The organism is Streptosporangium sp. NPDC002721, assembly GCF_042888905.1.
Lineage (GTDB): Bacteria > Actinomycetota > Actinomycetes > Streptosporangiales > Streptosporangiaceae > Streptosporangium.
This window is the reverse complement of the sequence record NZ_JBIAQI010000002.1, coordinates 407,412-433,728: the sequence shown is the minus strand read 5'-3', so window position 1 is coordinate 433,728 and position 26,317 is coordinate 407,412. Positions and strand designations below refer to the sequence as shown.

The following is a 26,317-nucleotide window of genomic DNA, read 5'->3' as shown; positions in this document are numbered from 1 at the left end:
TAACACCGCTTTTCCCGCAGATCGCCCCGCGTTCCGGCCGCCCCGCTCCTCCCGGATCCACCGCATCCACCGGACCCGCCCGAACCCGCTCTGCCCCCGGACCCGCTCGCCGCGGAACCCTCAGCCGCGTACCGCGCGAGCCGACCAGCGGCCGTCGAGGTGGTCGACGCGCAGCGGGCGCCCGAAGCACTCCGACAGGTTCTCCGCGGTCAGGACCTCCGCCACCGGCCCGCCCACCTGGACGCGGGCGTCGCGCATCAGCAGGGCGTGGGTCGTGGTGGCCGGGACCTCCTCCAGGTGGTGGGTGACGGTGACCGTGGTCAGCGCCGGACGGGTCTCCGCCAGGTCCTCCACCGCGGTGATCAGGTCCTCGCGGGCGGGCAGGTCCAGACCGGCGAACGGCTCGTCCAGCAGCAGGACCACCGGGTCGGCCATCAGCGCCCTGGCGACGCGGACGCGGGCTCGCTCCCCCTGGGAGCAGACGCGGAAGAGCCGGTCGGCGAGGTCCTTGCAGCCCATGTCGGCCAGCAGCCGGTGGGCGCGCTCGTGCTCGGCGGGGCCGTAGCGGTCCCACAGCGGGGCGCTGGTCCCGGTGTGACCGGTCAGGACGACGGTGTGCGCGGTGGCGCCCTCCTCCTCCAGCAACTCCTCGTCGACGAGCCGCTGGCTCGCCGCGACGAGGCCGATGTGGCGGCGCAGCTCCCGCAGGTCGACCCGGCCCAGCCGCTGGCCGAGCACGGTGACCGACCCCTCGGTGGGATGGCGTACGGCGGCGGCCAGCGACAGCAGCGTGGTCTTCCCCGCCCCGTTGGGGCCGAGCACCACCCAGTGCTCCCCGTACCCGACCCGCCAGCCGATGTCGTCCAGGAGCGTACGGCCGACCACCCGGACCCCGACGCCGCTCAGTTCCACCGCACCGGCCACAGGCCCGCCCATCGGTATCCCCCTCCGCCTCGATTCGCGGCGCTCACTTTAACCGATGCACCGAAATCTCCTCGTAAATCGTCCCAAAAGGATGACTCAGCCCATCTGCATGGAGGGACCCGGGGTGGGCTGCGGGGTGATGGTCGTCCCCGAGGGAGCGGGGGCGGTGGGCGTCGGGGACGGGCTCTCGCCGTCGCCGGTCTGCGGGATCTGGGTGAAGGAGGGCTTGGGCCGGGGACCACCCGAGGGCGTCGGGCAGTCCCCGGCCCTGCCCTTGCCCTTGGCGGTCGCGTCCGCGCAGTCGCGCGGGCCCTCGCCGTCGTCCGGCGAGTCACCCGAGCCACGGGGCCCCCGGGGGCGGCGCTCCGGCAGCGGATCCTCCCGGCCGTCGTGACCGTCTAGACCCTCGGTGGGCAGCGAGACGGTCCTGGTGGTGGTGATCTGGACGGTGGAGGGGGTCGTCGGGGTCGGTACGCGCGTCCTGCCGGAGAGCGGGCGGGTGTCCGGGCTGAAGACGGAGGCCGAGGGCGTGCCGTCGGCGGGCAGGACCAGCGGCACTGGCTCGGGGACGCCGGAGCCGCCGGTGGGATCGGACCCACCGCCCCCGGTCGCGGCGGCCACGGTGAGCGCCGCCATGGAGACCGTGGCCAGCGCCGCGAAGCCGGCCTGCGACAGGTGCGCGCCCTTGCGCGCCCCGGCCCTGCGGGCCCCCTTGCCGGAGATCCTCACCGGGACCGAGGGCTCGTCGTGGAGCGAATCGTGGAGCGGATCGTGGAGCGGGGAGGGCCGCGCGGAGGACAGGAACGACGAGGACGACAAGGACGGCGAGGACGGCGCCGCGAACCGCACCCTCCCGGCCCCCGGGGTGTAGGGCACCGGCGTCCAGATCTCCGCCAGCACCTCGGCGACCGCCTCGCGCAGGTCCCACGGGTCGCCCACGCCGCCCGCGGCGAGCAGCGCGCCGAGCAGGTCGGCGGCCCCTGGCCGCTCGGCGGGGTTCTTGGCCAGGGACGCCTCGACCGCCGGGCGCAGCAGCGCGGGCACCGAGGCCACCCTCGGCGGCTCGACCAGGATGCGCCGGGTCAGCACGTCGGCCTCCCCCGCCCCGAAGGGGTGGTGGCCGGCGGCCGCGTAGGCGATCAGGCAGCCCCAGGCGAAGACGTCGGAGGCGGGCAGCGCGAGCCCGCCGGTGAGCCGCTCGGGGGCGACCCAGCCGGGACTGCCCATGACCTGCCCGGCCTGCGTGTGCGCGGCGAGCACGTCGACGTCCCTGGCGATGCCGAAGTCGATCACCCGGGGACCGGTGTCCGACAGCAGCACGTTGCCGGGCTTGAGGTCGCGGTGGACCAGCCCCGCCTCGTGCACCGCCACCAGCGCCGCGGCCACCCCCAGGGCGACGCCGTACGCCAGGTCGGGGGTGAGGGGGCCGTGCGCGGAGACCACCTGGGACAGCGCGGGACCGGGGACGTACTCCGACACCAGGTAGGGGCGGTCCCTGTCGGTGCCGTCCTCGATCACCGCGGCGGTGCAGAAGGGCACCACTCTTCGGGAGAATTGCACTTCCTCGGCGAAACGGGCGCGAAGCGTGGCATCGTTGAGATGCATCGGGTGCGGCGTCTTGAGCGCCACCACCCCGCCCTGCGGGTGTTCGGCCAGATAGACGATGCCCATCCCACCCACCCCGAGGCGGCCGAGCAGCAGATAGCGGCCGATGATGACCGGGTCCCCGACGGTCAGCGGCCGCACACCGGTCGGCATGCCGTTCACGGGACCTGCTCCCCCACGTGCCATCCTCGTTGAGCCTCTCGTGCGCGGGCTACGGCAAGCACACTGTGGCGGGAATCGGGCGTCCTTCGCTCCCGACCGGCCAGAAGGGATATGAGAGGTAAGGCGAATGATCCCTCAGGGTAAGGAATCCATGGTGTGAGGGATGTCCTTGGGACGGAGCGGGACGGTGTGACCAGCGGGAAGGGCGGGCGCGGCCCCTCGCGGGCGCACGTCTCGGCGGGCCTCCGCGTGACGTCTCGGCGGGCCTCCGCGTGACGTCTCGGCGGGCCTCCGCGTGACGTCTCGGCGGGCCTCCGCGTTGTCAGCTTGGCGGGCCTCCGCGTGTCTCAGGCGGCGGCGGAACCGGACCGCCCGGAGCGGTTCCGCCGGGCTGTGGCGGGCGCGGCGGGGACGTCCTCGGGAGAGGGAACCGGCTGGGCGGGACCGGGCACGGCGAGGCCCGGCAGGAGGAGGTCCGCCGCGGCGAGGTCCGGGACGGAAAGCTCCGGGCCGGAAAGCTCCGGGACGACGAGATCCGGGCCGGAGAGATCCGGCACGGGAAGATCCGGCACGGGAAGATCCGGCACGGCGAGGTCGGGCATCTCCAGGCCGGACGCGACGCGGCCGGGCAGGAGGTCCTGGGTCGCGGCGAGGAAGCGGGCGATGTGCGGATACACCTCGCGGGCCTCGGGGACGACGTCGGCGAGGATGGCGAAGACGTGCGGCATGCGGGGCCACTCCTCGTACATGACCGGCACCCCGGCGGTACGGGCCCGCTCGGCCACCCGGCGGCCCTCGTCGCGCAGGACCTCGGTGGAACCGGTGACGATCATCAGCGGGGGCAGGCCGGTGTAGTCGCCGAGCACCGGGGAGAGCAGGGGGTCCCGGGGGTCGAGACCCGCGGTCCAGCGGCGGGCGAGCCAGTCGACACGGCCGGCCGGGATCATCGGGTCGAGCAGCCGGTTGACCCTGCGGGGCGCGCCGGTCAGGTCCGCCCACGGGGAGAGGCAGACGGCCGCGGCCGGCAACGGCATGTCCCGGTCGCGGAGCGCCAGGAGCGTGGCCAGGGTGAGGTGGCCCCCGGCGGAGTCCCCGGCGAAGACGATGTCGGCGGGGTCGTACCCACGTCCCAGGAGACACCGGTAGGCGGCGATGGCGTCCTCCAGGGCCTCGGCGGGCCGGTGGACCGGGCCCTGGCGGTAGTCGACCGACAGCACCGGGCGCCGGGTCGCGGCCGACAGGCGCCAGGTGATCGGCCGGTGGGTCGCCGGGGAGCAGGAGAAGTAGCCCCCGCCGTGGAAGTAGAGCAGGACCCTGCCCTCGTCGAGCTCCTCGCCCGCGCGCACCCACTCCCCCGGGCACGCCCCCTCGTCGTCGGGGGTCACGCGCACGTGGACGGGAAGGCGGAACGGCACCCTGCCCGCCAGCGCGACGATGCGGGAGGCGGCGGCGAAGCCGACGTCGTTCCTCAGCAGCAGGTCGGAGATCGGCTTGAAGGTACCGCGCATGATCGCGTTGAGGGTCGCGGCCTGCCAGCTGAAGGGGTAGGCCGGACTGACGTCCATATTGATCTCGTCGCGCATGGGGGACCTCCACAAAAGGACATTCCCCCCAGAATGGGCTTTTATCGGCGATTGGACATATCGGGGAGATTACAACTACGTATCACGCAGGTATACCTCACCCTGAGGTGACATCCCGCCACCGAACGCGACCATCCCCCGAACTCCCTCCCCGACCACCGCTCCCACCCGGCCCGCCGTCGAAAACTCGTTGCCTCCCCCCGGAGCGCCCACGACGATAGGGGGGTTGTCCTGACACCCTCGGGGAGGCGGCCTTCCTGCTCTACGCGCGCATCATCGGCTACGGCTTCCGCCGCCACTCCTCCTACCGCGCCGCCGCCGTCGCCGGGGCGTTCACCAACACCGTCTTCGGCATCCTCCGCGCCCACGTCCTGATCGCCCTCTGGCAGGCCCGCCCCGGCCTCGCCGGATACGACCTCGCCGACGCCGTGACCTTCTGCTTCCTCAGCCAGGCCTTCATCGGCCCCATGCAGGTCTTCGGCGGCGGCCTGGAACTCTCCGAGCGCGTACGCAGCGGAGACGTGGCCCTCGACCTGCTCCGGCCCGCCTCCCTGCAGATGTGGAGCCTCTCCGACGACCTCGGCCGGGCCGCCTACCTCTTCCTCGTCCGCAGCCTGCCCCCCACGGCCGTCGGCGCCGCGCTCTTCGGCCTCGTCGCACCGGACGACCCGCTCACCCTCCTGTCCTTCGCGGCCGGCTTCGTCCTCGCGGTGATCGTCAGCTTCGCCCTCCGCTACCTGGTCGCGCTGTCGGCCTGCTGGGTCCTCGACGACAGGGGCGTGCAGACGATGTCACTGGTGATGACCTCCTTCTTCAGCGGCATGATCCTGCCCCTCAACCTCTTCCCCGGCTGGCTCGGCACCCTGGCGCAGGCACTCCCCTGGTCGGCCATGGTCCAGGTCCCCGCCGACCTCTACCTCGGCAAGCGCGACGTCCTGGAAGCCCTCACGTTCCAGGCCGCGTGGGCCGTGGCACTGCTGGCCCTGGGAGCCCTGGTCACGAACGCGGCCCGCAGGAAGGTCGTGATCCAAGGTGGGTGACGACGGCGCAGGGGCCCGGCACGAGGCGCCCGCACCACGGAGGACGACCGCGGGAGGCCTCCGACGGTGAGGACGTACCTCCTGCTGGCCTGGACCTGGCTGAGAGCCTCGGCACAGTACCCGAAATCCCTGATCATGATGATGGTGGGCTCGTTCGCGGTCAACGCCCTGGACGTGGCGGCGATCTGGGTGATCTTCGAGCACACCGGATCGCTGGGCGGATTCACCCTGACCGAGGTGATGTTCCTGTACGGCACCGCCGGCATGTCCTTCGCGCTCGCCGACATGCTCTTCGGCAACGTCGACCGGCTCAGCCAGCACATCAGGAGCGGCGGCTTCGACATCATGCTGATCCGCCCGGCGAGCGCGTTCACCCAGATGGCCGTCGACCGCTTCGGGGTACACCGCTTCGGCAGGCTGGCCCAGGCGGCCGTCGTGCTCGCGATCGCCGTACCCCGGCTCGGCCTGGGCTGGGACAGGGCCTGGATGATCCCGCTGATGATCGCGTGCGGGCTCGTCATCTTCACCTCGATCTTCGCCCTCGGCGGGGCCGTCCAGTTCCTGCTGACCGACGCCCCCGAGGTGGCCAACGCCTTCACCTACGGGGGCGGCACCCTCACCCAGTACCCCCTGAGCGTCTACGGCTCCGAGCTCGTCAAGGGCGTCACCTTCGTCGTGCCGCTGGCGTTCGTCAACTGGCAGCCCGCGCTGTTCGTCCTCGACCGCGACGACCCGCTCGGCCTGCCGCACTGGCTCCGCTTCGCCTCACCCCTGGCGGCCGTCGCCCTGGCCGCCGTCGCCGCCCTCGCCTGGCGGGCGGGCATCCGCCGCTACCGTTCGACGGGAAGTTGACACATGATCGAACTCGACCGGGTCGGCCGCTCGTTCACCGTGGGCCGCCGCAGGGCCAGGAAGACCGTGCACGCCGTACGGGATCTGTCGTTCACCGTGGAGGCCGGGGAGTTCGTCGGCTACCTCGGCCCCAACGGCGCGGGCAAGTCCACCACCATCAAGATGCTCACCGGCATCCTGGCGCCGACCTCGGGGAGCATCCGGGTGGCCGGGCTCGATCCGACCCGTCGCCGCACGGCGCTGGCGCGCAGGATCGGGGTGGTGTTCGGCCAGCGGACGACCCTGTGGTGGGACCTGCCGCTGCGGGACAGTTTCGAGCTGGTCCGGCACCTGTACAAAGTAGATCAAACGGACTTCCGGCGCAGGCTGGGCGAGCTGACCGAGCTCCTCGGCCTCGCCGACTTCATGACCATCCCGGTCCGCCAGCTCAGCCTCGGCCAGCGCATGCGCGGCGACATCACCGCCGCCCTCCTGCACGACCCCACCGTGCTGGTGCTCGACGAGCCGACGATCGGCCTGGACGTGGTCAGCAAGGCCGCCATGCGCGACTTCCTGCGGCGCCTCAACGCCGAGCGGGGCACCACCGTACTGCTCACCACCCACGACATGGGCGACATCGAGAAGCTCTGCCGCCGCGTGATGCTGATCGACCACGGCAGCCTCGCCTTCGACGGCACCCTCGACGACCTGCGCGCCACCGCCCCCGAGGAGGCCTCCATGGAGGAGGTGGTCGCCCGCCTCTACTCCGGCTGACCGCCGGACACCGGGTCACGGCCGGACGGCTTTGTACGCCACCCGCGGCCGGAAGGTCAAGATGTTCGGCAAGAATCTCCGGGCGCGACCACTGTGACGTTAATCACATTTTCATGATCTCATGGCGCCGGGGACATCCTTCACTCGCGTTTGGAGCCCCCTTGACCCGCCATGGCCCCTCCATACGAAAAATCGGTTTTCAGGGATCGTTTCCCTCCGCCCTTTACTCCTGGAATCCCCCGCGCGTAGCCACAAATGCCATCGGGAGACAAAGGTAAAACGTCACCGAACGAGATTCGACGATCATCGCCTCGAAGAGGAAGACGATCGGAAAGAAACCTTAGAAAAACGCTCCTACCAGCACGTTCGTCAAGTCCAGGGAGCGTTCGTGGGAGTAATACTGCCACCTTCTCAAATGGGTTCTGGCATACCGTAACGCTATGGACAGCGACAATCTCCTCGGTGAGTTCCTGCGCGCCCGGCGTGAACTCACCACCCCCGAACAGGTGGGCCTCCTGCCTGCCGGCTCCCGGCGGACGCCGGGGCTGCGCCGGGAAGAGGTGGCGATGCTGGCCGGAGTCAGCACCGACTACTACATCCGTCTGGAGCAGGGTCGGGAACGTCATCCGTCCGAGCGGGTGCTCGGTGCCCTCATGCAGGTCCTCAACCTCGGCGCCGACGCCGCGGCGCACATGCACAAACTGGCGCACCCCTGGCCACGGCAGTTCAACATCGCCGACCAGCCGAACCGGGTCAAACCAGCGGTGGTGCGGTTGATGCGGAGCTGGCCCTGCACCCCGGCGATCGTGACCAATCGCTGGATGGACGTGCTGGCCTCCAACCAGATGGCCGACGCCCTCTACGACGGGCTGGAGCACAGGGACAACCTGCTCCGGCTGATCTTCCTGAACCCCGCCTCCCGCCTGTTCTACCGGGACTGGGAGGAGTGCGCCCGCCGCAAGGTGGCCCAGCTGCGCGCCGTCGCGGGCGCGGACCTCGACGACCCGCACCTGACCGACCTGGTCGGCGAGCTCTCGCTCAAGAGCGCGGACTTCCGCCGGATGTGGGCGCGCCACGACGTGTCCAGCTCGAACATCGCGACCAAGAACTTCCGCCACCACGACGTCGGCGACCTGACGCTCACCTACGAGGCGTTCAACATCAACGACTCCCCGGGCCAGAGGCTGATCGTCTTCCAGGCCGAGCCCGGAAGTCCCTCGGCCCACGCCCTGGACCTGCTGGGCAGCCTAGCGGCGTTGACGTCGCCATGAGGGGGTCGCGCCTGCGCTCGATCCAAGCGCGCTACACGATCATCACCACGATGCTGCTGCTGGTCATCCTCGCCCTGGTGGGGGCGAGCATCGACATGGCGATCCGCTACCGGATCCAGGACGACGGCTTCGGCAACGCCGAGCGGGTCGCCAGCCAGTGGAGCGCGCTGGTGCGGATCGGCGACATCCCCGACCCGATACCCGCCACCGCGCCGGTCGACCTCGTCCAGCTGGTGAACGCCCACGGCGTGGTCATCAACTCCAGCAGGCAGGCCATCGGCCTGCCGCCGATCAGCACGAGCCGCCCCCCGGCCGACGACCGGTTCCAGCAGCTGACCGAGGGATCCGTCATGGTCATGGCCATCCGGGTCTCCCCCGCGGCCGACTCCCCGGTGGTCTACGCGGGTCTGGAGGAACCCGCCATCCTGCACGAGCACCACCTGGAGTACTTCATCGCCGCGGGTGTCCTCGTCCTCCTGGCCCTCGCGGCCTGGATGACCTGGTGCGTCGTGGGACGGACGCTACGCCCGGTGGCGGCGATCCGCGCCCGGATGTCCGAGATCACGGTGAGCGACCTGAGCCTGAGAGTGCCCATCCCTCCGGGCGAGGACGAGATCGCGCTGCTCGCCCGTACCGCCAACCAGACCCTCTCCCGCCTGGAGGAGGCCGTGGAGCAGCAGCGTCGTTTCGCCTCCACCGCCTCCCATGAGCTCAGGACCCCGATCGCGGGTCTGCGGGTGCAACTGGAGGAGGCCCTGCTCTACCCCGATGACATCGATCCGCGCGACACCATCCGGGGGGCGCTGACGGCCAGCGGCCGGCTCGAGGCGATCGTCAACGACCTGCTGCAGCTGGCCCGGCTGCGCGCCGCCGACCCCGCGCCCCAGGAGCTGATCGACCTGGGCGCCCTCGTGACGGAGGAGGCGGCCCAGGGCACCGGGATGCCGGTACGGGTCCAGGTGACCGACCGCGTTCAGGTCAGGGGCTCCCGGATCCAGCTGATCCGGGTGGTGGGCAACCTGCTGAGCAACGCGCGGCGGCACGCCGACAGCCGTGTCGAGGTCTCCGTCGGCTTCGCGGACGGCAAGGCCGTCGTGGCCGTGGTCGACGACGGCGCCGGCATCGCGCCCGCCGACCGCGAGCGCGTCTTCGAACGCTTCACCCGCCTGGACGACGGGCGGCTGCGCGACTCCGGCGGCAGCGGGCTCGGCCTCGCCATCTCCCGCGACATCGCCCACGCCCACCAGGGAACCCTGCTGATCGAGGACTCGCCGAAGGGGGCCCGGTTCGTGCTGCGGCTCCCGGCGGAGGACACGCGACCGCTCGGGGCCGACCAGGAGATCCAGCGCACCGGCACGGGGAGGACCGCCCCGCCTCCCAGGAGGGCGACCGGCGAGCCCGCCGGCAAGGAGTCCGCCCGCGAGGAGTCCGCCCGCGAGGAAGATCACCGTGAGAACGCCTCCCGGCAGCAGGGCTCCCGGAAAGAAGGGTCCCGGGAGGGGATGACCCACGAGGACACCGATACAGAGGGCCCGGTCAGCTGGGTCGGCCACCGCCGGCGCTGACCGGGATCACGGCACGGGGCCACCGGACGGGCGATGGCGGACGGGCACTGCCGGACGCGCGGTAACGGACGGGCGGTTACAGAGCGCGGCGACGGGCACGCGGGGACGGACGCACGGCCGTGGACGGGCGGCGGCAGAGCGCGGCGACGGGCACGCGGGGACGGACACGGCCTCGGTGATCGGGGGTCAGCGGTAGCCGTGGGCGTCGGACTCCTCGTACTCCTCCTCCTCGTCCCGGAACCGGGGCGCCCAGCGGGAGGGCATCAGCACCGGCAGGAACAGCAGGATGCCGAGAAGCGCGTAGACACCGGTGGTCAGCAGCAGGCCCATGCCGCGGCCGGCCTGCAGCAGCACCTCGTGGAAGGTCGGGTCGTCGGGGACCAGGCCCATCGCGCGCCTGACGTCCAGGGCGTAGACCACGGTCCAGGCGAGCAGGACCATCGACGGGACGAAGGTCGCCAGCGGGGAGACGCGACCGGCGACCACCAGGCCGACCAGGAGGCCGATCCCGGCCATCACCCCGAGGGCGATCCAGATCTTCGGGCCGCTCTCCACGGGCAGGGGCGCCAGGCTCGCCCCCGCCTCCTGCACGGCCCAGCCCGCACCGAAGAGCAGCACGGCCGACACGACCAGCCCGACGAGCACCCCAACGACGTGCCGCATCGCCACCACCTCGGCTTGAAGGACCTGTCACGGTCGCGGCAACCATAGCGACAAAAACACCAGAACGGCAGACACCTTGGGCGTGAGAACATATGGGTCACCATGCGTGCCCGCCTCCCGTTACGCCTCATGCGCGCGGCCACCTTCTCGGCCGTCTGTCTGGCGCTCGCCGTCCTCGGCCACGTGGCCGCGGGCGGTTCCTGGCCGCGGCCGTGGGCGGTGGCCGCGGCGGGAGCGGCGGTCATGGCGATGGCCGCGCTGCTCGCCGGGCACGAGCGGTCGATGGTGACGATCAACGGCGGGCTCGCCGTCCTGCAGCTGTCGCTGCACGAGCTGTTCGCCCTCGGGGACGCCGCGGGGATACCGCCCCCGCATCCGCACGTCAGGGGGCTGGGCGAGAACCTCGGCATGCTCGTCGCCCACCTCACCGCGACCCTGATCACCGGATGGTGGCTGGCCCGCGGCGAGAACGCCCTGTGGGTGCTGCTCCGTTCGGCCGGCCGCCGCCTCGGCGCCATGTTCCCGCTGCTGCGGCCCCCGGACGTCGTCGCCTCCCCGCGCGGCCCCGCGTACGCCCCGGTCACGCCCGTTCCCGCGCGTGCCGTCCTCCGCCACTCCGTCAGCCGGCGCGGTCCTCCGCTTCCCGCCGCCTGACCCGACCCCGCAAAGTCCCGAACCCCGGAACCTCGAAGTTCCCGAAGTTCCCGAAGTGGAGAACCCCCATGTCGCTCTCGCACGCCTTCCGCCGCCTGGCCGCCGTCGCCGCCGGTACCACCGCGCTCACCCTCGCCCTCGCCCTCCCCGCCCTCGCGCACGTCACCATCAATCCCGGCACCGCCGTGCAGGGCGGCTTCACCAAGGTCGCCTTCCGGGTCCCGAACGAGCGTGACGACGCCTCGACGACCAAGCTGGAGGTGGCCTTCCCCACCGACCACCCGCTGGCCTTCGTCTCGGTCAAGCCGGTGCCCGGCTGGGACGTCAAGGTGGTCGAGGGCAAGCTGCCCAAGCCGGTCACCACCGAGTACGGCGAGCTCACCGAGGCGGTCACGAAGGTCACCTGGTCGGGCGGGAAGATCGAGCCCGGCCAGTTCCAGGAGTTCGAGGTGTCCATGGGCGCGCTGCCCACCGACACCGACCAGCTCGTCTTCCCGGCCACCCAGACCTACAGCGGCGGCGAGGTCGTCAAGTGGGCGGACGAGCCCAAGGCCGACGGCTCCGAGCCCGAGCGCCCGGCCCCGACGCTGAAGCTCACCCCCGCCCCCGCCGAGGGAGACGGCCACGGCGCCTCCACCACCCCCTCGGCCGCGGCTCCGGCGGCCCCGGCGACGTCGGCGCCGTCGGTGGCTCCGGTCGCCGCCTCGGAGAGCTCGGACGGCACCGCCCGCCTGCTCGGCGGGGCCGGGCTGGTGCTCGGGCTCGCCAGTCTCGTGGTCGCGGCGTTCGGCCTGCGCCGGGGCCGCGCCTCCTAACCGGACGCCTCCCAGGCACCTCCTGGCCACTTGCCCGGTCGCTTGACCGGGCAAGTGGCGGGGTCTGCTTGTCCGGGTCTGCTTATCCGGGTCTGCTTGTCCGGGTAAGTGGCCAGGTCCGCTTGTCCGGTCGCTTGGCCGGGCGAGTGGCGGGGTCCGCTTGTCCGGTCGCTTTTCTGGCGCTTTCCGGCCGTCTCGTGACCGCCTTTCGACCACCTCTCCGACCTTCTCCGACCCTCTCTTCTCCGATCTTCTTCCGGTCCGGATCTCCTCCGGATCGCGCGGGACGGCCCCGGGAAGCCTCCTTTCCCGGGGCCGTCCCGCGTTTCGTGCCCGCGTTTCGTGTCGAAGAGCGCGTCCGATCCCTCATGACGGCGCCGGAGCGGCGCCGTGAGACGGGGCATCCGGCCGCGCGTTACGGAAATGTTTGCAGCTCAGGGCAGCGTTGTATCGGTATGTACGTTGCACCGCGCCTCTTACGCCGCCCCGCCCCCTCCCTCTCCCACGGCAGCGCCGGTTTCACCGGCTCCGCCGGCCGAGGCCGCCGGGCAACGTTCTTCCGCTCCTCATGGAGGTTTCCGTCATGCGGCACACCAAGCACGCCACAGCTGTCGCCGCACTCTCCGTCGCCTTACTCGCCCCGGCGGCCTGCGGCGTGCCCCCGCACCACAGCTCGCAGTCTCCGGCACCTGAGATCAAAGCCCCCGCCATCGAGAAAGCCCTGCGGACCAGGACCACGCTGACGTTCTGGTCATGGGTGCCCAACCTCCAGAAGACGGTGGCGCTGTTCCAGCGGAGATATCCCAAGATCAAGGTCAATCTGGTCGACGCCGGGCGGTCCAGGGTCGAGTACGCCAAGCTCCGGGCGGCGCTGAAGGCCGGGACCGGCGCTCCCGACCTGGTGCAGGTCGAGTACTTCGCGCTGCCCCGCTTCGCGTTCTCCGGAACCCTGGCCGACCTCAACCCGTACGGCGCCGAAGAGCTGGAGAAGAGGTTCACCCCCTCGGCCTGGGACCAGGTGGACCTCAACGGCAGCGTCTACGCGGTCCCGCAGGACACCGGCCCGATGACCATGATCTACCGCAAGGACGTCTTCGACCGGCTCGGCCTGACGCCGCCGAGAACCTGGGACGAGTTCGTGACGGTCGCCGAGGCGATCAGGAAGAAGGACCCCCACCTCTTCATCACCAGCGTCGACCCGACCGACTCCGGCATCGCCGACAGCCTGATCTGGCAGGCGGGCGGGCGGCCGTTCGGCATCCAGAACGCCACGACCATCCGGATCGACCTGCAGGACAGGGGGAGCAGGCGCTGGGCGGGGCTGTGGACGAGACTCGCGCGCGAAAGGCTCGTCGAGCCGGCCGTGGGCTGGACCGACGCGTGGTGGAGGAACATGGCGAGCGGCAGGTACGCGCTGTGGCTGACGGGCGCCTGGGCACCCGGCGTCATCGAGGGCGCGATCCCGCGGACCAGCGGCGAGTGGCGCGCCGCGCCCCTCCCGCGCTGGAACGCCGGGAAGCCGGTCAACGCGGAGAACGGCGGCTCCGGCGTGTCCGTGCTCTCGACGAGCGAACACCGGCTCGCCGCCTTCGGCTTCGCCCGCTGGCTGAACTCCGATCCCGAGGCGGTCAGGTCACTGAACACCGCCTCCGGCGTGTTCCCCGCGACGACCGGCCTGCTGGGAAGCCGGGAGTTCCTCGACGTCAGGATCCCTGTCCTGGGTGGCCAGCAGGCGAACAGGCTGTTCAGCAAGGGTTCCGCGCAGGTGGCGAAGGGCTGGCAGTACCTGCCGTTCCAGCTCTACGCCAACGGCCTGTTCGGCGACAGTGTGGGGCGTTCGTTCTCGAACGCCACCGACCTCAACACCGGCCTGAAGACCTGGCAGCGGAGGCTCAGCGCCTACGCGCGGCGGCAGGGCTTCAAGGTCTTCCCCGGCGACAGGTTCTCCCATCGCCGCCCCGATGGCTGGAAACACCTCGAGGAGCACGGGCGGTGAGACGGGCACCCCGGCGGCCGCGTGATCACGGACCGCCGGGACATCGGGAGCGAACCGCCCGGCTTGCCAGGTTCTGAGCACCCGGCACCTCCTCCGGACGATCGCACCTCGCGGGACGCGGGGGACCTGGAGGCTGAGGGGCCGGGGCAGGGTCAGGCGGTGATGTCCTTGCCGGTGAAGCGCGCCCAGGCGATGGAGCCGAAGATGGCGACATGGGCGGCGAAGACCAGCAATCCCTGGCCCATCTCACCGGTGGCCATCGGATCCCGCAGGACGCCGTCGAAGCCGCTCCACCACTCGGTGAGCAGGTACGGCCGGATCACCGACAGCTGCGGGATCACCCCCAGCACCTGGACCACGATGACGACGACCACGGTCGAGGCGATGGCCCCGACGGACACCTCGGTCAAGGTCGACAGGGCCAGCGCGATGGCGGCCAGGGCCGCCATGCCCGCGGTGACGTACAGAACGACGACACCGATTCGCAGCACGCCTTCGAGGAAGGGGATCGTCCCTCCCGACAGCAGCGTGATCGGACCGGCGGGGAACAGCAGCAGGCCGACGAGCAGCGCGGACAGCGCCACCGCGGTGACGGCGGCCAGGCAGAAGAGGATCACGGCGACGTACTTGACGGCCAGCAGGCGGGTGCGGCCCGCCGGGGCCGCGAGCAGGTAGCGCAACGTGCCGATGCCCGCCTCCCCCGCGACCGAGTCTCCGGCGACGATCGCGACGGCGACCGGCAGCAGCAGCTGCACCAGGACCGAGAGCGCGGCGAAGGTGAGGAACAGCCCGTTCCCGGTGACCTGCTCGAAGATCGCCGACCCGCCGCCACCCCCACCGCCCTCGCCGCCCCCGCCGCCCATGGAGCCGCTGAACGTCCGCAGCGTGATCCCGATCAGCGCCGGGATCACGGCGAGCACCGCGAGCATGGCGATGTTCCTCGGCCGCCGGAAGGTCAGGCCGACCTCCGAACCGAGCAGCCGCAGCCACGCCCGGGGCGCACTCACCGCCCGCCCGGCGAGGACCGGACCTCCGGAGGCTCGCCCGCGACCCGCGGGACCCGCCCCCGGCGCGTGGACCGTCCCCGACGCGGAAGCCGTTTCCGGTACGGAAGCCGTCGGCGGCGCGGGGGTCGCCAACGACGCGGAGGCCGTTTCCGGCACAGAGCCCGTTTCCGGCGTGGAAGCCGTTTCCCGCATGAAAGCCGTTTCCGGCGCGGAGCCCGTTTCCGGCCGGGTCGTTCCCGATGCGAAGCCCGCCCCCGTGACGGGCTCCCCACCGGAATCCGCGCGTACGGCACCTGTGGCACGTGCGGCGTTCTCGGTGGACACGGCTTCCTTCCCGCTAACCGTCGACATCGAATCCCTCCCCGGTCAGGCCCACGAACATGTCCTCAAGGCTGGGCCGCTGGACGGCCAGGCCGCGGACGGCGACGCCCGCGGCGACCAGGGCCGCGCACACCCGCTCCGGCACGCCGGTTCCCAGCTCGGCGCTGACGTCGCCCTCGCCGAGGCGGATCTCCGGCAGGCCGAGCCCGGCCAGCACGGCCGCCGCCTCGACCGTGTCGGGGGTCTCCACCCGGATCCTGACCGCCTCCCCCGAGCGCAGCTCGGCGATCGACCCCTGGGCGACGAGCCGCCCGGTCCGCATGACGGCGATGTGGGAGCACATCTGCTCCACCTCGGCCAGCAGGTGGGAGGAGACGAACACCGTCGTCCCCTCGGCGGCGATCTCCCTGACCAGGCCGCGCACCTCGCGGGTGCCCTGGGGGTCCAGGCCGTTGGTCGGCTCGTCGAGGATGAGCAGCTCCCTCGGGCCGAGCAGCGCGGCGGCGATGGCCAGCCGCTGGCGCATGCCGAGCGAGTAGGCCCGGTAGCGCTTGCGCGCCGCGGCGGCCAGGCCCACCCTCTCCAGCGCGTACCCGATCCTGGCCGAGACGGTGCGCGGGTCGGCCGAGGGGTCGGCGGCGTCGTAGCGGCGCAGGTTGGCCTCACCCGACAGGTAGGGGTAGAAGGCGGGCCCCTCGACCAGGGCCCCCACCCTGGGCAGCACCCCGCCCGCCCCTCCGGGCATCGGCGTGCCGAGCAGCCGCCAGTCTCCCGCCGTCGGGGCCACCAGGCCGAGCAGCATGCGGATCGTGGTCGTCTTCCCCGAGCCGTTGGGGCCGAGGAAGCCGAACACCGACCCGCCGGGTACGGCCAGGTCGAGGGCGTCCACGGCCACCTGGCCGCCCTTGAAGCGCTTGGTCAGCCCCTTGGTGACGATGGCGAGCCCCTCTTCGGAGGGGTCCGGTCCCTCGGCGGTCAGCACGGCGCCCCCTCCCGCCGGGCCTTCCCGGACCTCACCGGAGCGGCTCTCCCCGCTCCCGCCGGCCCTCACGTTCTGGACGATCGGCACTTCTCCCCCACTGCTCGTCGGTTCCGGGACGGCCACGCGGCCGTCCCGGTCGGATCTCACGCCCTGAACGTTCACGAGTGCCCACGAACACCCGTGAACGGGTGAACACGCTGGATGTGCTGGTTTTCCGGAGCGGCACGCGAGGCCCGGACGGCGTCCCCGATCCACGCCGCCGGACCCCGCCGCCGGACCCCGCCGGACTCGGCCGGTGGCGGGGGCCGGGAAGGAGCCTGACGCCTCCGGTGCGGGGGCGTCAGGCTTCCGGCGCCGGTCTCACTTCTGTCCGGCCGCCTCGGACAGCTTCTCCGGGGTGACGGCGCCGACCAGCAGGCGGCCGTCGTCGGTCAGCAGCGCGGAGACCAGCTTGGTCTGGACGACCTTGCCGCTGCCCCACGCGCCGCTGATCGGCTTGGCCGACTTCAGCAGGGCGTCGGTGACCGCGCCGGCGTCCTGCCCGGCGGGGCCCTCGCCCTCGGGAGCCGAGGTCAGCTTCTCCAGCTCGGGGGCGGGGAGCACCGCGACCGTGGTCCAGCCCTCGCCGACGGTCCTGGCCTTCTCCCTGATCTCCTCGCCCTCCTTGAGCTTCTCGCCCTGCCGCGCGCCGTCCTCCCCGGTGAGCTCGCCGATCGACGTCTCCTCGACCTTGGCCCCCGCGGGCGGGGTGAAGGTGAAGTTCTCCGCGGCGGGCGGGGAGAACGTGACCGAGGTGAAGCCGACCTCGAAGGCGGGCTCGGCCGCGTTCCTGGCGTACACCTGGACGCGCAGCGGGACGAAGGTCTCCCCGTCCAGCGCGAGCTTGACCTCCCTGACCAGGGACGAGGGGTCCTTGGGCGCGAGGACGAGCTGGTAGGCCGCGCGGTCGGCGACCTTCTCGGTGCTGGTCACGCTGACCGTGGTGTCGGCGCCGATCCGTCCCAGCAGGTCCCGGGCGAGTCGCTGCGGTGTGGTCGCCGTGGGCAGCGCCTCGTGCGCGCCGCCGTTCCAGGCGCCCGGCTTCCGCTCCTTGTGGCCCTCGGCGCTCCCCGCCTTGACGCGGGTGGCCTTGTTGACGTCGCTCTGCCACAGCCACACCTGGTCGCCGTTGACGATCAGGTCGGTCTCGCTCATCCGGCCCGGGAGGGCGAAGCGGACCTTGTCCTCCCCGCCGTACCAGACCTTGAGCTCGTGCGAACCCGACAGCAGGGCGGCGGGCGAGGCTCCGCCCGCGCCCGACAGGCCGGGCAGGCTGGGCAGCCCGAGCGACGCGGTCTGCATGACGGTGCCCGACATGGGCTTCAGCCCGCTCTCGCCGGCCTGGGCGGCGCTCGCCAGCAGCTGCTCGGCGGTGCGCTCGGGCAGTGCGGGATCCCCCTGGACGGCGGCGATGACCGGTCCGGCTCCGATGGCTCCGGCGACCAGCGCGGTCGCGGCGACCGGCACGGCCCACCTCAACGCGCGCCCCCGTCTCGCTTGCTCAGACATCTCATTCCTCCACGGTATGCCGTCGATCCCTGTCATCAGCAGCCTGCGTGACGGGTCCTGTGCCGAAGCTGAGACAGACTGAGAGGGCTCACAGGGTTCTCAGCCGTCTCTCAGGCCGGGTGGTCGAGGATGGGCACGTCCAGGCGGCGGCGGATGATGGAAGGGGCAGCTCATGCGGGTTCTCGTCGTGGAGGACGAGCGGAGGATGGCCGCCGCCCTGCAACGCGGCCTGCAGGCCGAGGGGTTCGCGGTCGACCTCGCGCACGACGGGGAGGACGGCCTGCACCAGGCCAGGCACGGCGAGTACGACATCGTGGTGCTGGACATCATGCTGCCCAAGATCTCCGGCTACAACGTCTGCAAGCAGCTGCGGGCCGAGGAGAACTGGGTGCCGATCCTGATGCTGTCGGCCAAGGACGGCGAGTACGACATGGCCGACGGGCTCGACCTCGGCGCCGACGACTACCTGACCAAGCCGTTCTCGTACGTGGTGCTGGTCGCCAGGCTGAGGGCACTGCTGCGGCGCGGGGCGAACCGGCGCCCGTCCGTGCTGAGGGCCGGGGACCTCGCGCTTGACCCGGCGCGGCGGCGGGTCACCAGGGGCGAGACGCCGGTGGAGCTGACGCCCAGGGAGTTCGCGCTGCTGGAGTTCCTGATCCGCCACCACGACGAGGTGGTCTCCAAGACGGAGATCCTGGAGCACGTATGGGACACCTTCGACACCGATCCCAACGTGGTCGAGGTGTATGTCGGCTACCTGCGGCGCAAGATCGACGTGCCGTTCTCCCGGAACGCGCTGCAGACGGTACGGGGAGCGGGATACCGGCTGGCCGGCGATGGCGGCTGACCCGTCTCCCCGGGCCCCCCGGAATCCCCGCGACGCCCGCGGCCCCTGGGGCCGCCGCGACCCCCGCGACCGGCCTGCCCCCGAAGCGAGCGCGGGCGCGGGCGCGGGGCACCGTACCGGCGCGGCCTCCCCGGCCGACGCGGTCGCGCACGGGGGAGCGCGCGCGGTCGGCCTGTGGCGGCGCAAGAGCCTGCGATTCCGGCTGACGGCGGTCGCCTCGGCCGTGCTGGCGGTGGCGCTGGTGGTCTCGGCCTACGTGATGATCACTGTGCTCGGCAACGCGCTGCTGGCCACCATCGACGACTCGATCTACCAGCGGGCCAGGGAGACGGTCTCGCTCGCCGACGCCGGGCGGCTGCCCGACGAGATGACCTCGCCGGACGGCACGCTCCTGCAGGTGATCGACGGCAGGGGGCGGATCACCCACACGACCACCGGCACCGACAGGCTGGTGCCGCTGCTGGACGCCGGGGAGCGGGCGGCGGCCGTCGGCAGGGGCGAGGCGCGTTTCCTGGACGGCAAGCCGTACGGCATCCCGCACGTGCTCCGCGTCCGGGTGCTCAGCGCCGACCGGGGGCAGACGGTGATCGCGGCGCGTCCCTTCAGCGAGGTGCAGACCAGCATCTCCACGGCCGGGCACGTACTGGTCGTCGGCACGCCGCTGCTGCTGATCCTGCTCGCGGGGGCCAGCTGGGTGATCATCGGCGGGACCCTGCGGCCGATCGCGGCGCTGCGCCGGGGCGCGGACGAGATCAGCGACACCGCCCGCTCCCGCCGCCTGCCGGTGCCCGAGGCACGCGACGAGGTGCACAGCCTGGCCACGACGCTGAACGCGATGCTGGCCCGGCTGGAGAAGGCCGGCGTCCGGCAGCGGGCCCTGGTCTCGGACGCGGCGCACGAGCTGCGCAGCCCGCTGGCGAGCATCCGGCTCCAGCTGGAGGTGGCGCTCGGCCACCCCGAGGGGCAGGACTGGCGGGAGACGGCCGAGGGCGTGCTGGAGGACACCATGCGCCTGTCCAGGCTGGCCGAGGACCTGCTCTCGCTCGCCCGGCTGGACGAGCGCGGCGGCACGCCCGCGCGGGGGGAGCCGGTGGAGCTGGACCAGCTGGTCGCGCAGACCGTCGAGCGCTACGGCGAGGCCGTCACGGTGCGAATCGCGGGCGAACCGGATTACGGATCGGACCACGGCCTGGACCGCGAACCTGACCACGGGCCGAACCACAAACTTGGCAACGGGCCGAACCACGGGCCGGAGCGCGCGCCCGGTGGCGGGACCGGGCACGAGCCCGGCACGGCCCGCGAACCGGGAAACGGATCGGAGAGCAGGCCGGAGAGCAGGCCGCTCCGGGTCACCGGGGACGCGATGGACCTGAGCCGGGTGCTGGTCAACCTGGTCGACAACGCGCTGCGGCACACCTCCGCCCCCGTGCTCGTCGAGCTGCGGGCCGAGGGGGCCGATGCCGTGCTGACCGTCACCGACGACGGGCCGGGCATCCCCGAGACCGACCGGGAACGGGTGTTCGACCGGTTCACCCGGCTGGACAGCGCGCGCAGCCGTGACGAGGGCGGGGCCGGGCTGGGCCTGGCCATCGTGCGCGAGACGGTCCACGCCCACGGCGGCGCGGTCCACCTGGAGGACGCCTCACCGGGCCTCCGCGCCGTCGTACGACTTCCGCTATCTTGACCGAGGCTTGTGAATCACCTGCTTGGCCCGCGATCGGCCGGAACCTAGCGTCGCATCCATGACCTCCGTCGACGACAGCAGGCGAGAGCTGATCCTGCGGGTCGCCACCAGCCTGTTCGCCGCGCTGGGGTACGACAGCACGTCCACGAGCCAGATCGCCGAGGCCGCCGGACTGAGCGTCGAGGCCCTCGGTGAGGAGTTCGGCTGCAAGCGGGAGCTCTACCTGGAGATCATGGAGCACGCGTACCGCACCGACCGGGCGTCCCTGGACAAGGCGCTGGAGGGGGCGTCCACCGCGACCCCCGAGCAGACGGCGCTGGTGGTTCACCGGATCGTCGACCACTACCTCGACCTGTGTCTCGCCCATCCCGAGTTCCCCTCCCTCTGGATGCACCGGTGGCTCTCGGACGCCAGCGACATCACCGAGCTGGAACGGAGGTACGTCCACCCGCATTTCGCCCGTATCTTCAGCGTGATCGCCCCCACGACGGCCGCCGGGTACGTGGACGCCGACATGCGGTACGTCTTCTGGTCGGTGGTGTGGTGTGTGCACGGCTTCTGCCGGACCGGGGTGCTCGACGAGGAGGGCAACCGTCATGGCGCGGACGACCCCGCCGCGGTGCGGCGGTTCCGCGCCTACCTGCACCAGATGGTCCACCGCGTCGCCGCCCTGCCCGGCTCCCCTCCCCCGCCCTGACCCCCTGCCCCGGGCTTTCCCAGCGCCACCCGGCCCCGCGTCCCGGGTCGCCCCCGTCCCCGCCGCCCGACACCCCCGGGCCGCTCCACACCGCCACACCCCCATAAGGCACGATTTCATGTGATTTCGTGTGATGCTGACATTTCCCCGGCGGCCCCTGCGGGCCGCGTCCTTCCGGCCCGCGCGAGCCGTACCCCCGAGGAGACAGATGAGCCTGCCTGACAAGGGCCGTACCACCGACGAACTGCTGGCCGAGATCGCCCGCCTCAAGCAGGACGACCTGCCCGTGCGCGGCGGCAAGGTGACCGCGTACGTCTACGACACCGGGCGGCCCGAGGTGCACGAGGCCTCCGCCAGGGCCTACTTCGAGATGCTGGAGGTCAACACCCTCGACCCGACGGCCTTCCCCAGCGTGGTGGAGATGGAGAAGCAGGTCGTCGGCGCGGTCGCCGAGCTGCTCGGCGGAGGGTCGGGCATCTTCACCAGCGGCGGCACCGAGTCGATCATGCTGGCGGTGAAGGCCGCGCGGGACTCCCGCGAGACGGCCGGCCGTCCCCGGATGGCGGTGCCGGTGACCGCGCACCCCGCCTTCCACAAGGCCGCGCACTACCTGGGCGTCGTGGTGGACGCCGTACCGGTGGACCCGGTGACGTTCCGGGCCTCCCCCGCGGACGTCGAGGCCGCGATCACCGAGGACACCGTCCTGGTGGTCGCCTCGGCGCCGTCGTACCCGCAGGGCGTGATCGACCCGATCGCCGAGATCGCCGGGATCGCCGCCGCGCGCGGCGTGCTCTGCCACGTGGACGCCTGCGTGGGCGGGTGGCTGCTGCCGTGGCTGCGCGAGGCGGGGGCGGAGATCCCGCCCTTCGACCTGTCGGTTCCCGGGGTCACGTCGCTCTCCTGCGACCTGCACAAGTTCGGGTACGCGCCCAAGGGCGCCTCGGTCGTGCTGTTCGCCGACCCGGCGCTGCGGCGCAAGGCGTACTTCGCCTCGGCGTCGTGGCCCGGCTACACGGTGATCAACGCCACCGTGCAGAGCTCGAAGTCCGCGGGCCCGCTGGGCGGCGCGTGGGCCACCTTCCAGGCCCTGGGCCGTGAGGGCTACCTGGAGCTCGGCCGCACCACCCTGGCGGCGGCCCGCGAGCTCCGCGAGGGCATCGCGAAGATCCCCGGTCTGCGGGTGCTCGGCGACCCGGAGTCGGCGCTGGTCGCCTTCGGCTCCGCGGGGGACGCGGACGGGGTGGACGTTTTCGTGTTGTCGGACGAGGCCAGGAAGCGCGGGTGGTTCCTGCAGCCGCAGCTGTCCTACGCGGGCATCCCGGCCAACATCCACATCACGGTGACCGGGGTGACCCTGCGGGGTGTCGAGGCGATGCTGGAGGTGATCGCGGAGGCCACGGAGGCGGCCCGCGAGCACGGCCCCGCGCGGCTGCCTGAGGGACTGGTGGAGCTGGTGGCGGGCCTGGACCTCGACGCGCTCGACGACGCCGCGTTCGGCGAGCTGGCGGCGGCGGTCGGGGTGGACCTGGGCGGCTCGGGACAGCCGGAGATGGCCGTGGTCAACGCGGTCCTCGACGCCCTCCCCGCCGACCGGCGGGAGGCCATCCTGATCCGCTTCCTTTCCGTTATCTACTCCTGATTCCTTGCGGACAACTCCATAACAAATTGATTTACCTCTGTCACGATATTGCAGTAAATATCGGGCTGACTGACGATGGGGACGCTCCACCGCCGCCCGGTATTCCCGATCGGGATACCGGGCCAACCCCCTCCAGGAGGTCCGCGAACATGAGCAAAGCCCCCGCCCTCCGATTAGCGGGCTTGGTCACCGCCGCACTCCTGCTCGCCCTCGGCTCGGTCACCCCGGCCTCGGCGCTGCAGCACACGGGATCCACCGGTTCCACCGGTTCCATCGTCAACGCGGGCGGCGCGAACGCCCTCCCCGACAGCTACATCGTGGTCCTCAAGGGCCAGTTCAGCCGCGCCGACCGCGAGCGCAGGGCACGCGAGGTCGCCGAGGGCGAGGGCGCGCAGGTCGGCGCCGTCTACCAGCGCGCCATCAACGGATTCGCCGTACGGGCCAGCGAGGAGCAGGCCAGGCGGATCGCCGCGCGCCCCGACGTCGCCTACGTCGAGCAGGACCAGGAGTTCACCCTGATCAACCAGGCCGTCGCCTCGTGGGGCCTGGACCGGGTCGACCAGCGCAACCTGCCGCTCGACGGCAACTACACCGCGCCGAACACCGGTTCCGGCGTGCGGGCCTACATCATCGACACCGGCATCCGGGTCACCCACTCCGACTTCGGCGGGCGGGCGCAGGCCGGGCGCGACGTCTACGACGACGACAACGACGTGGCCGACTGCAACGGCCATGGCACCCACGTCGCGGGAACGGTCGGCGGCGGCCAGTACGGCATCGCCAAGGCCGTCACGCTGGTCGGCGTGCGGGTGTTCGGCTGCGGCAACAGCACCTCCACCTCGATCATCATCGAGGGCGTGGACTGGGTCACCGCCAACGCGGTCAAACCGGCCGTGGCCAACATGAGCCTGGGCGGCGGCGCGAGCACCGCGCTCGACACCGCGGTCTCCAACTCCATCGCCTCCGGCGTCGTCTACGCGCTCGCCGCCGGCAACGAGAGCACCAACGCGTGCACCCGCTCCCCCGCGCGGCTGCCCGCCGCGATCACGGTGGGCGCCACCACCAGCACCGACGCCCGCGCGTCCTACTCCAACTTCGGCACCTGCCTGGACCTGTTCGCCCCCGGCTCGGCCATCACCTCGGCCTGGAACACGAACGACACCGCCGCCAACACGATCAACGGCACCTCGATGGCCTCCCCGCACGTCGCGGGCGCGGCGGCGCTGGTCCTGAGCGGCAGTCCCACCGCCACCCCGGCGCAGGTACGCGACACGATCGTCACCGACGCCACGCCCGGCGTGGTGACCAACCCCGGCACCGGATCGCCGAACCTGCTGCTGTACGTCGCCGGGGGTCCCCCCGGCCCCGAGCCCACCGTGGTCTACTCCGACGACTTCGAGGCCGAGCGCGGCTGGACGGTGAACCCCGGCGGCACCGACACCGCGACGACGGGCCGCTTCGAGCGCGGCGACCCGGGACAGACGTCGAGCGGCGTGGTCACCCAGCCCGGCACCACCCCCAGCGGCACGTACGGGCTGGTCAGCGGCGCGGCGGCCGGGGCGAGCGCGGGCGACGGCGACATCGACGGCGGCGTGACGAGCGCCCAGTCACCGGCGATCACGCTGCCCGCGAGCGGGACGCTCACGCTGTCCTTCTCCTGGTACCTCGGCCACCTGAACAACGCGAGCGGCGCGGACTACGTCCGGGTCCGCGTGGTCGGCACGACCACCACGACCGTGCTGAACCAGACCGGTGCCGCGTCCAACCGCGCCGCCGCCTGGGCCACCGCAACGGCCAACGTCTCCGGTCACGCCGGACAGGTCGTCCGCGTCGTCGTGGACGCGGCCGACGCCTCCGGGGCGAGCCTGGTGGAGGCCGGGATCGACGACGTCAAGATCACCTCACAGTAGACCCTCCAGGCAAGATCACCTCACAGCAGACCTTCCAGTAGACCCTCCAGGAGGGCGCGGCACGCGCCCGCCCCATGACCGGGCCACCCGTCCCCCCAACGGGTGGCCCGGTCCCTTTCCCCGCGAAAACCCGGCTTCCTTGTGAAGACCCAGCCTCCTCGTGAAGGCCCGGCTTCCCCGCGAAGGCCCGGCTTCCCCGCGAAGGCCCGCCCTTCCCCGGACCCGGCCGGTCCTCCCCGGGACGGCGCTCTACGAGAGCCTCACCCCGCCGATCACGGCCACCAGGCGGGGCTCGTCTCCGGCGGCCACCTCCAGCTCGGCCCCGAGCGCGGCCAGGTGCGAGGCGACGGCCGCGGGGTCGGGGTGGAAGGCGGTCAGGGAGGTGAGCTCCACCACGGGCAGGCCGCGCTCGGCGGGGTGCGTCGTGGCCCCCCAGTCGATCAGGAACGGGACCAGCCCGTCGCCGGTGTCCTCGGGCGAGGACGTGAGGCGCCACTCCAGCAGCTCGCCCTCCGGGGTGCGGCGCGACATCGGGTGGACGTCGCCCGGTTCGTACCCGCGCTCGCGGGCCCGCGCGACGGTCGCGTCGAGGTCGGCCGGGTGGATCGCCCAGGTGACCAGGCGCGGGCCGGGCAGCAGGTCGAGGCCGAACGGCCGGGCGAGGCCGGGATCGGGCTGTTCGGGATCCGGGCCGATGATCTCCAGGTACCGGCGCCCGCCCAGGCCCAGCAGGTAGTTGCGGGTGCCCAGCCCCACGTGGCGCCCGCCCTCGACGGGCTCGGCGCCGAGCAGGCCCCCGAGTTCCCGTACGGTCGCGTACAGGTCGGGGGTGGCGTAGACGAGGTGGTCGAGCAGTTCTTCCGGCGTGGCTTGCTGGATGGCTCGCGGGGTGGCTTCCGGCATGGTCGGGCTCCCGTCCGTGTTCGCGGCGGGCGGTGTGGCGCCCGCGGGGGTCGGAGACGTCATCGGCGCAGGCTCGTGACGGTGGCCAGGGCGGCGCGGGCGGACGCGGCGTCGTGGACCCGGAAGACGCGGGCCCCCTGCCAGGCGGAGACCGCCAGCGTGGCCATGGTCCCGGCGTGGCGCTCGTCCACCGGCAGGCCGCCGAGGGTCTCGCCGACGAAGTCCTTGTTGGAGACCGCGACGAGCACCGGCCAGCCGGTGGCGACCATCTCGTCCAGGCGGCGGCTGACCTCCAGGGAGTGCCAGGTGTTCTTGCCGAAGTCGTGCGCCGGGTCGATGAGGATCGACTCCCTGGGCACCCCCGCGGCGACGGCGCGCTCGGCGAGGTCGACGGTGTAGCCGATGACGTCGGCGACCACGTCGGCGTAGGCGATGCGGTGCGGGCGGGTGCGCGGGGTCACGCGGCCGGCGTGCGCGCAGACCAGGCCGATGCCGTGCTTGGCGGCGACCCCGGCCAGCTCGGGGTCGACCCCGCCCCAGGTGTCGTTGAGCAGGTCCGCGCCCGCCTCGGCGACGACCTCGGCGACCTCCGCGCGCCAGGTGTCGACGCTGACGATGAGCCGGGGATGACGGCGCCTGACCTCCGCGACCAGGTCTGCCACCCGGCGGATCTCCTCCGCGGGATCGACCTCGTCGCCGGGCCCCGCCTTGACGCCGCCGATGTCGACGATGTCCGCGCCTCCCGCGACGGCACCGTCCACCGCCTCCAGGGCGGCCGCGAAGCCGTACGTCCTTCCACGGTCGAAGAAGGAGTCGGGGGTGCGGTTGACCACCGCCATGATCGCGAACTCGCCGGGCCGGAACTCACGGCCGCGCAGGCGCAAGATAGTCATCGA

22 protein-coding genes are annotated in these 26,317 nt (G+C 72.2%); 13 read left to right on the top strand and 9 right to left on the bottom strand.

From position 1 onward, the window contains the following. Window positions 1–120: 120 nt before the first annotated feature. The 3 genes from ACFYWM_RS04070 to ACFYWM_RS04060 all read right to left on the bottom strand — a co-directional run bounded on the left by ACFYWM_RS04070 (window position 121) and on the right by ACFYWM_RS04060 (window position 4,274). Window positions 121–936 (bottom strand): ABC transporter ATP-binding protein, encoded by an 816-nt coding sequence (locus ACFYWM_RS04070; RefSeq protein WP_389908214.1) that lies wholly within the window; start codon window positions 934–936, stop codon window positions 121–123. 84 nt (window positions 937–1,020) lie between these two features. Next, the gene (locus tag ACFYWM_RS04065; protein WP_389908270.1) at window positions 1,021–2,682 is read right to left on the bottom strand and encodes a serine/threonine-protein kinase; all 1,662 of its coding nucleotides are present in this window, start codon (window positions 2,680–2,682) and stop codon (window positions 1,021–1,023) included. Between the two features lie 356 nt (window positions 2,683–3,038). Next, window positions 3,039–4,274 (bottom strand): alpha/beta hydrolase fold domain-containing protein, encoded by a 1,236-nt coding sequence (locus ACFYWM_RS04060; protein WP_389908212.1) that lies wholly within the window; start codon window positions 4,272–4,274, stop codon window positions 3,039–3,041. 257 nt (window positions 4,275–4,531) lie between these two features. On the opposite strand from ACFYWM_RS04060, the gene ACFYWM_RS04055 reads away from it, so the two are divergent. The 5 genes from ACFYWM_RS04055 (at window position 4,532) to ACFYWM_RS04035 (ending at window position 9,755) form a co-directional block, all read left to right on the top strand. After that, complete coding sequence (locus tag ACFYWM_RS04055; protein WP_389908268.1) at window positions 4,532–5,314, top strand: ABC transporter permease; 783 nt, start codon at window positions 4,532–4,534, stop codon at window positions 5,312–5,314. Window positions 5,315–5,380: 66 nt separating this feature from the next. After that, window positions 5,381–6,166: an ABC transporter permease gene (locus ACFYWM_RS04050; protein WP_389908210.1), complete on the top strand. Its 786-nt coding sequence runs from the start codon at window positions 5,381–5,383 to the stop codon at window positions 6,164–6,166. Window positions 6,167–6,169: 3 nt separating this feature from the next. Continuing rightward, window positions 6,170–6,919 (top strand): ATP-binding cassette domain-containing protein, encoded by a 750-nt coding sequence (locus ACFYWM_RS04045; RefSeq protein ID WP_389908208.1) that lies wholly within the window; start codon window positions 6,170–6,172, stop codon window positions 6,917–6,919. A 440-nt stretch (window positions 6,920–7,359) separates the two neighbouring features. Beyond that, window positions 7,360–8,190: a helix-turn-helix transcriptional regulator gene (locus tag ACFYWM_RS04040; RefSeq protein ID WP_389908206.1), complete on the top strand. Its 831-nt coding sequence runs from the start codon at window positions 7,360–7,362 to the stop codon at window positions 8,188–8,190. After that, window positions 8,187–9,755 (top strand): sensor histidine kinase, encoded by a 1,569-nt coding sequence (locus tag ACFYWM_RS04035; protein ID WP_389908204.1) that lies wholly within the window; start codon window positions 8,187–8,189, stop codon window positions 9,753–9,755. The genes ACFYWM_RS04040 and ACFYWM_RS04035 overlap by 4 nt, the downstream gene beginning before the upstream one ends. A gap of 186 nt (window positions 9,756–9,941) precedes the next feature. Here ACFYWM_RS04035 and ACFYWM_RS04030 read toward each other — a convergent pair whose 3' ends face one another. Beyond that, window positions 9,942–10,418, bottom strand: a complete 477-nt coding sequence (locus ACFYWM_RS04030; RefSeq protein ID WP_389908202.1) for a hypothetical protein — start codon at window positions 10,416–10,418, stop codon at window positions 9,942–9,944. Between the two features lie 102 nt (window positions 10,419–10,520). Between ACFYWM_RS04030 and ACFYWM_RS04025 the strand changes: the two genes are divergently transcribed. The 3 genes from ACFYWM_RS04025 (at window position 10,521) to ACFYWM_RS04015 (ending at window position 13,883) form a co-directional block, all read left to right on the top strand. Then, window positions 10,521–11,072, top strand: coding sequence for an MFS transporter (locus tag ACFYWM_RS04025; RefSeq protein ID WP_389908200.1), 552 nt, complete (start codon window positions 10,521–10,523; stop codon window positions 11,070–11,072). Window positions 11,073–11,140: 68 nt separating this feature from the next. Continuing rightward, entirely contained in the window at window positions 11,141–11,887 is a 747-nt protein-coding gene (locus tag ACFYWM_RS04020) for a YcnI family protein (RefSeq protein WP_389908198.1), read from the top strand. A gap of 583 nt (window positions 11,888–12,470) precedes the next feature. After that, the gene (locus tag ACFYWM_RS04015) at window positions 12,471–13,883 is read left to right on the top strand and encodes an ABC transporter substrate-binding protein (protein WP_389908196.1); all 1,413 of its coding nucleotides are present in this window, start codon (window positions 12,471–12,473) and stop codon (window positions 13,881–13,883) included. A gap of 152 nt (window positions 13,884–14,035) precedes the next feature. On the opposite strand, the gene ACFYWM_RS04010 is transcribed toward ACFYWM_RS04015, so the two are convergent. From ACFYWM_RS04010 to ACFYWM_RS04000, 3 genes are all read right to left on the bottom strand, one after another. Beyond that, window positions 14,036–15,082 (bottom strand): ABC transporter permease, encoded by a 1,047-nt coding sequence (locus ACFYWM_RS04010; RefSeq protein WP_389908194.1) that lies wholly within the window; start codon window positions 15,080–15,082, stop codon window positions 14,036–14,038. Window positions 15,083–15,227: 145 nt separating this feature from the next. Continuing rightward, window positions 15,228–16,340 (bottom strand): ABC transporter ATP-binding protein, encoded by a 1,113-nt coding sequence (locus ACFYWM_RS04005; protein ID WP_389908192.1) that lies wholly within the window; start codon window positions 16,338–16,340, stop codon window positions 15,228–15,230. Window positions 16,341–16,553: 213 nt separating this feature from the next. After that, the gene (locus ACFYWM_RS04000) at window positions 16,554–17,741 is read right to left on the bottom strand and encodes an outer membrane lipoprotein carrier protein LolA (RefSeq protein ID WP_389908190.1); all 1,188 of its coding nucleotides are present in this window, start codon (window positions 17,739–17,741) and stop codon (window positions 16,554–16,556) included. A gap of 172 nt (window positions 17,742–17,913) precedes the next feature. On the opposite strand from ACFYWM_RS04000, the gene ACFYWM_RS03995 reads away from it, so the two are divergent. The 5 genes from ACFYWM_RS03995 (at window position 17,914) to ACFYWM_RS03975 (ending at window position 24,518) form a co-directional block, all read left to right on the top strand. Next, window positions 17,914–18,588, top strand: coding sequence for a response regulator transcription factor (locus tag ACFYWM_RS03995; RefSeq protein WP_389908188.1), 675 nt, complete (start codon window positions 17,914–17,916; stop codon window positions 18,586–18,588). Continuing rightward, window positions 18,578–20,272 (top strand): sensor histidine kinase, encoded by a 1,695-nt coding sequence (locus tag ACFYWM_RS03990; protein WP_389908186.1) that lies wholly within the window; start codon window positions 18,578–18,580, stop codon window positions 20,270–20,272. The genes ACFYWM_RS03995 and ACFYWM_RS03990 overlap by 11 nt, the downstream gene beginning before the upstream one ends. A 58-nt stretch (window positions 20,273–20,330) precedes the next feature. After that, window positions 20,331–20,969: a TetR/AcrR family transcriptional regulator gene (locus ACFYWM_RS03985; protein ID WP_389908184.1), complete on the top strand. Its 639-nt coding sequence runs from the start codon at window positions 20,331–20,333 to the stop codon at window positions 20,967–20,969. Between the two features lie 208 nt (window positions 20,970–21,177). Continuing rightward, a complete protein-coding gene (locus tag ACFYWM_RS03980; protein WP_389908182.1) occupies window positions 21,178–22,608 on the top strand; it encodes a pyridoxal phosphate-dependent decarboxylase family protein in 1,431 nt (476 codons plus the stop codon). Between the two features lie 149 nt (window positions 22,609–22,757). After that, entirely contained in the window at window positions 22,758–24,518 is a 1,761-nt protein-coding gene (locus ACFYWM_RS03975) for a S8 family peptidase (protein ID WP_389908180.1), read from the top strand. Window positions 24,519–24,767: 249 nt separating this feature from the next. Here ACFYWM_RS03975 and ACFYWM_RS03970 read toward each other — a convergent pair whose 3' ends face one another. Then, the gene (locus ACFYWM_RS03970) at window positions 24,768–25,484 is read right to left on the bottom strand and encodes a VOC family protein (RefSeq protein ID WP_389908178.1); all 717 of its coding nucleotides are present in this window, start codon (window positions 25,482–25,484) and stop codon (window positions 24,768–24,770) included. Continuing rightward, window positions 25,481–26,314: a dihydropteroate synthase gene (gene folP / locus ACFYWM_RS03965; RefSeq protein ID WP_389908176.1), complete on the bottom strand. Its 834-nt coding sequence runs from the start codon at window positions 26,312–26,314 to the stop codon at window positions 25,481–25,483. Before folP ends, ACFYWM_RS03970 begins: the two co-directional genes overlap by 4 nt. Window positions 26,315–26,317: the final 3 nt, after the last annotated feature.

Bases quoted from the DNA above. Each gene is read 5' to 3' on its own strand.
- ACFYWM_RS04070 (WP_389908214.1), bottom strand. From the start codon at position 936: ATGGGCGGGCCTGTGGCCGGTGCGGTGGAACTGAGCGGCGTCGGGGTC.
- ACFYWM_RS04065 (WP_389908270.1), bottom strand. From the start codon at position 2,682: ATGCCGACCGGTGTGCGGCCGCTGACCGTCGGGGACCCGGTCATCATC.
- ACFYWM_RS04060 (WP_389908212.1), bottom strand. From the start codon at position 4,274: ATGCGCGACGAGATCAATATGGACGTCAGTCCGGCCTACCCCTTCAGC.
- ACFYWM_RS04045 (WP_389908208.1), top strand. From the start codon at position 6,170: ATGATCGAACTCGACCGGGTCGGCCGCTCGTTCACCGTGGGCCGCCGC.
- ACFYWM_RS04040 (WP_389908206.1), top strand. From the start codon at position 7,360: ATGGACAGCGACAATCTCCTCGGTGAGTTCCTGCGCGCCCGGCGTGAA.
- ACFYWM_RS04035 (WP_389908204.1), top strand. From the start codon at position 8,187: ATGAGGGGGTCGCGCCTGCGCTCGATCCAAGCGCGCTACACGATCATC.
- ACFYWM_RS04030 (WP_389908202.1), bottom strand. From the start codon at position 10,418: ATGCGGCACGTCGTTGGGGTGCTCGTCGGGCTGGTCGTGTCGGCCGTG.
- ACFYWM_RS04025 (WP_389908200.1), top strand. From the start codon at position 10,521: ATGCGTGCCCGCCTCCCGTTACGCCTCATGCGCGCGGCCACCTTCTCG.
- ACFYWM_RS04020 (WP_389908198.1), top strand. From the start codon at position 11,141: ATGTCGCTCTCGCACGCCTTCCGCCGCCTGGCCGCCGTCGCCGCCGGT.
- ACFYWM_RS04015 (WP_389908196.1), top strand. From the start codon at position 12,471: ATGCGGCACACCAAGCACGCCACAGCTGTCGCCGCACTCTCCGTCGCC.
- ACFYWM_RS04010 (WP_389908194.1), bottom strand. From the start codon at position 15,082: ATGCGGGAAACGGCTTCCACGCCGGAAACGGGCTCTGTGCCGGAAACG.
- ACFYWM_RS04000 (WP_389908190.1), bottom strand. From the start codon at position 17,741: ATGTCTGAGCAAGCGAGACGGGGGCGCGCGTTGAGGTGGGCCGTGCCG.
- ACFYWM_RS03995 (WP_389908188.1), top strand. From the start codon at position 17,914: ATGCGGGTTCTCGTCGTGGAGGACGAGCGGAGGATGGCCGCCGCCCTG.
- ACFYWM_RS03990 (WP_389908186.1), top strand. From the start codon at position 18,578: ATGGCGGCTGACCCGTCTCCCCGGGCCCCCCGGAATCCCCGCGACGCC.
- ACFYWM_RS03985 (WP_389908184.1), top strand. From the start codon at position 20,331: ATGACCTCCGTCGACGACAGCAGGCGAGAGCTGATCCTGCGGGTCGCC.
- ACFYWM_RS03980 (WP_389908182.1), top strand. From the start codon at position 21,178: ATGAGCCTGCCTGACAAGGGCCGTACCACCGACGAACTGCTGGCCGAG.
- ACFYWM_RS03975 (WP_389908180.1), top strand. From the start codon at position 22,758: ATGAGCAAAGCCCCCGCCCTCCGATTAGCGGGCTTGGTCACCGCCGCA.
- ACFYWM_RS03970 (WP_389908178.1), bottom strand. From the start codon at position 25,484: ATGACGTCTCCGACCCCCGCGGGCGCCACACCGCCCGCCGCGAACACG.
- folP (WP_389908176.1), bottom strand. From the start codon at position 26,314: ATGACTATCTTGCGCCTGCGCGGCCGTGAGTTCCGGCCCGGCGAGTTC.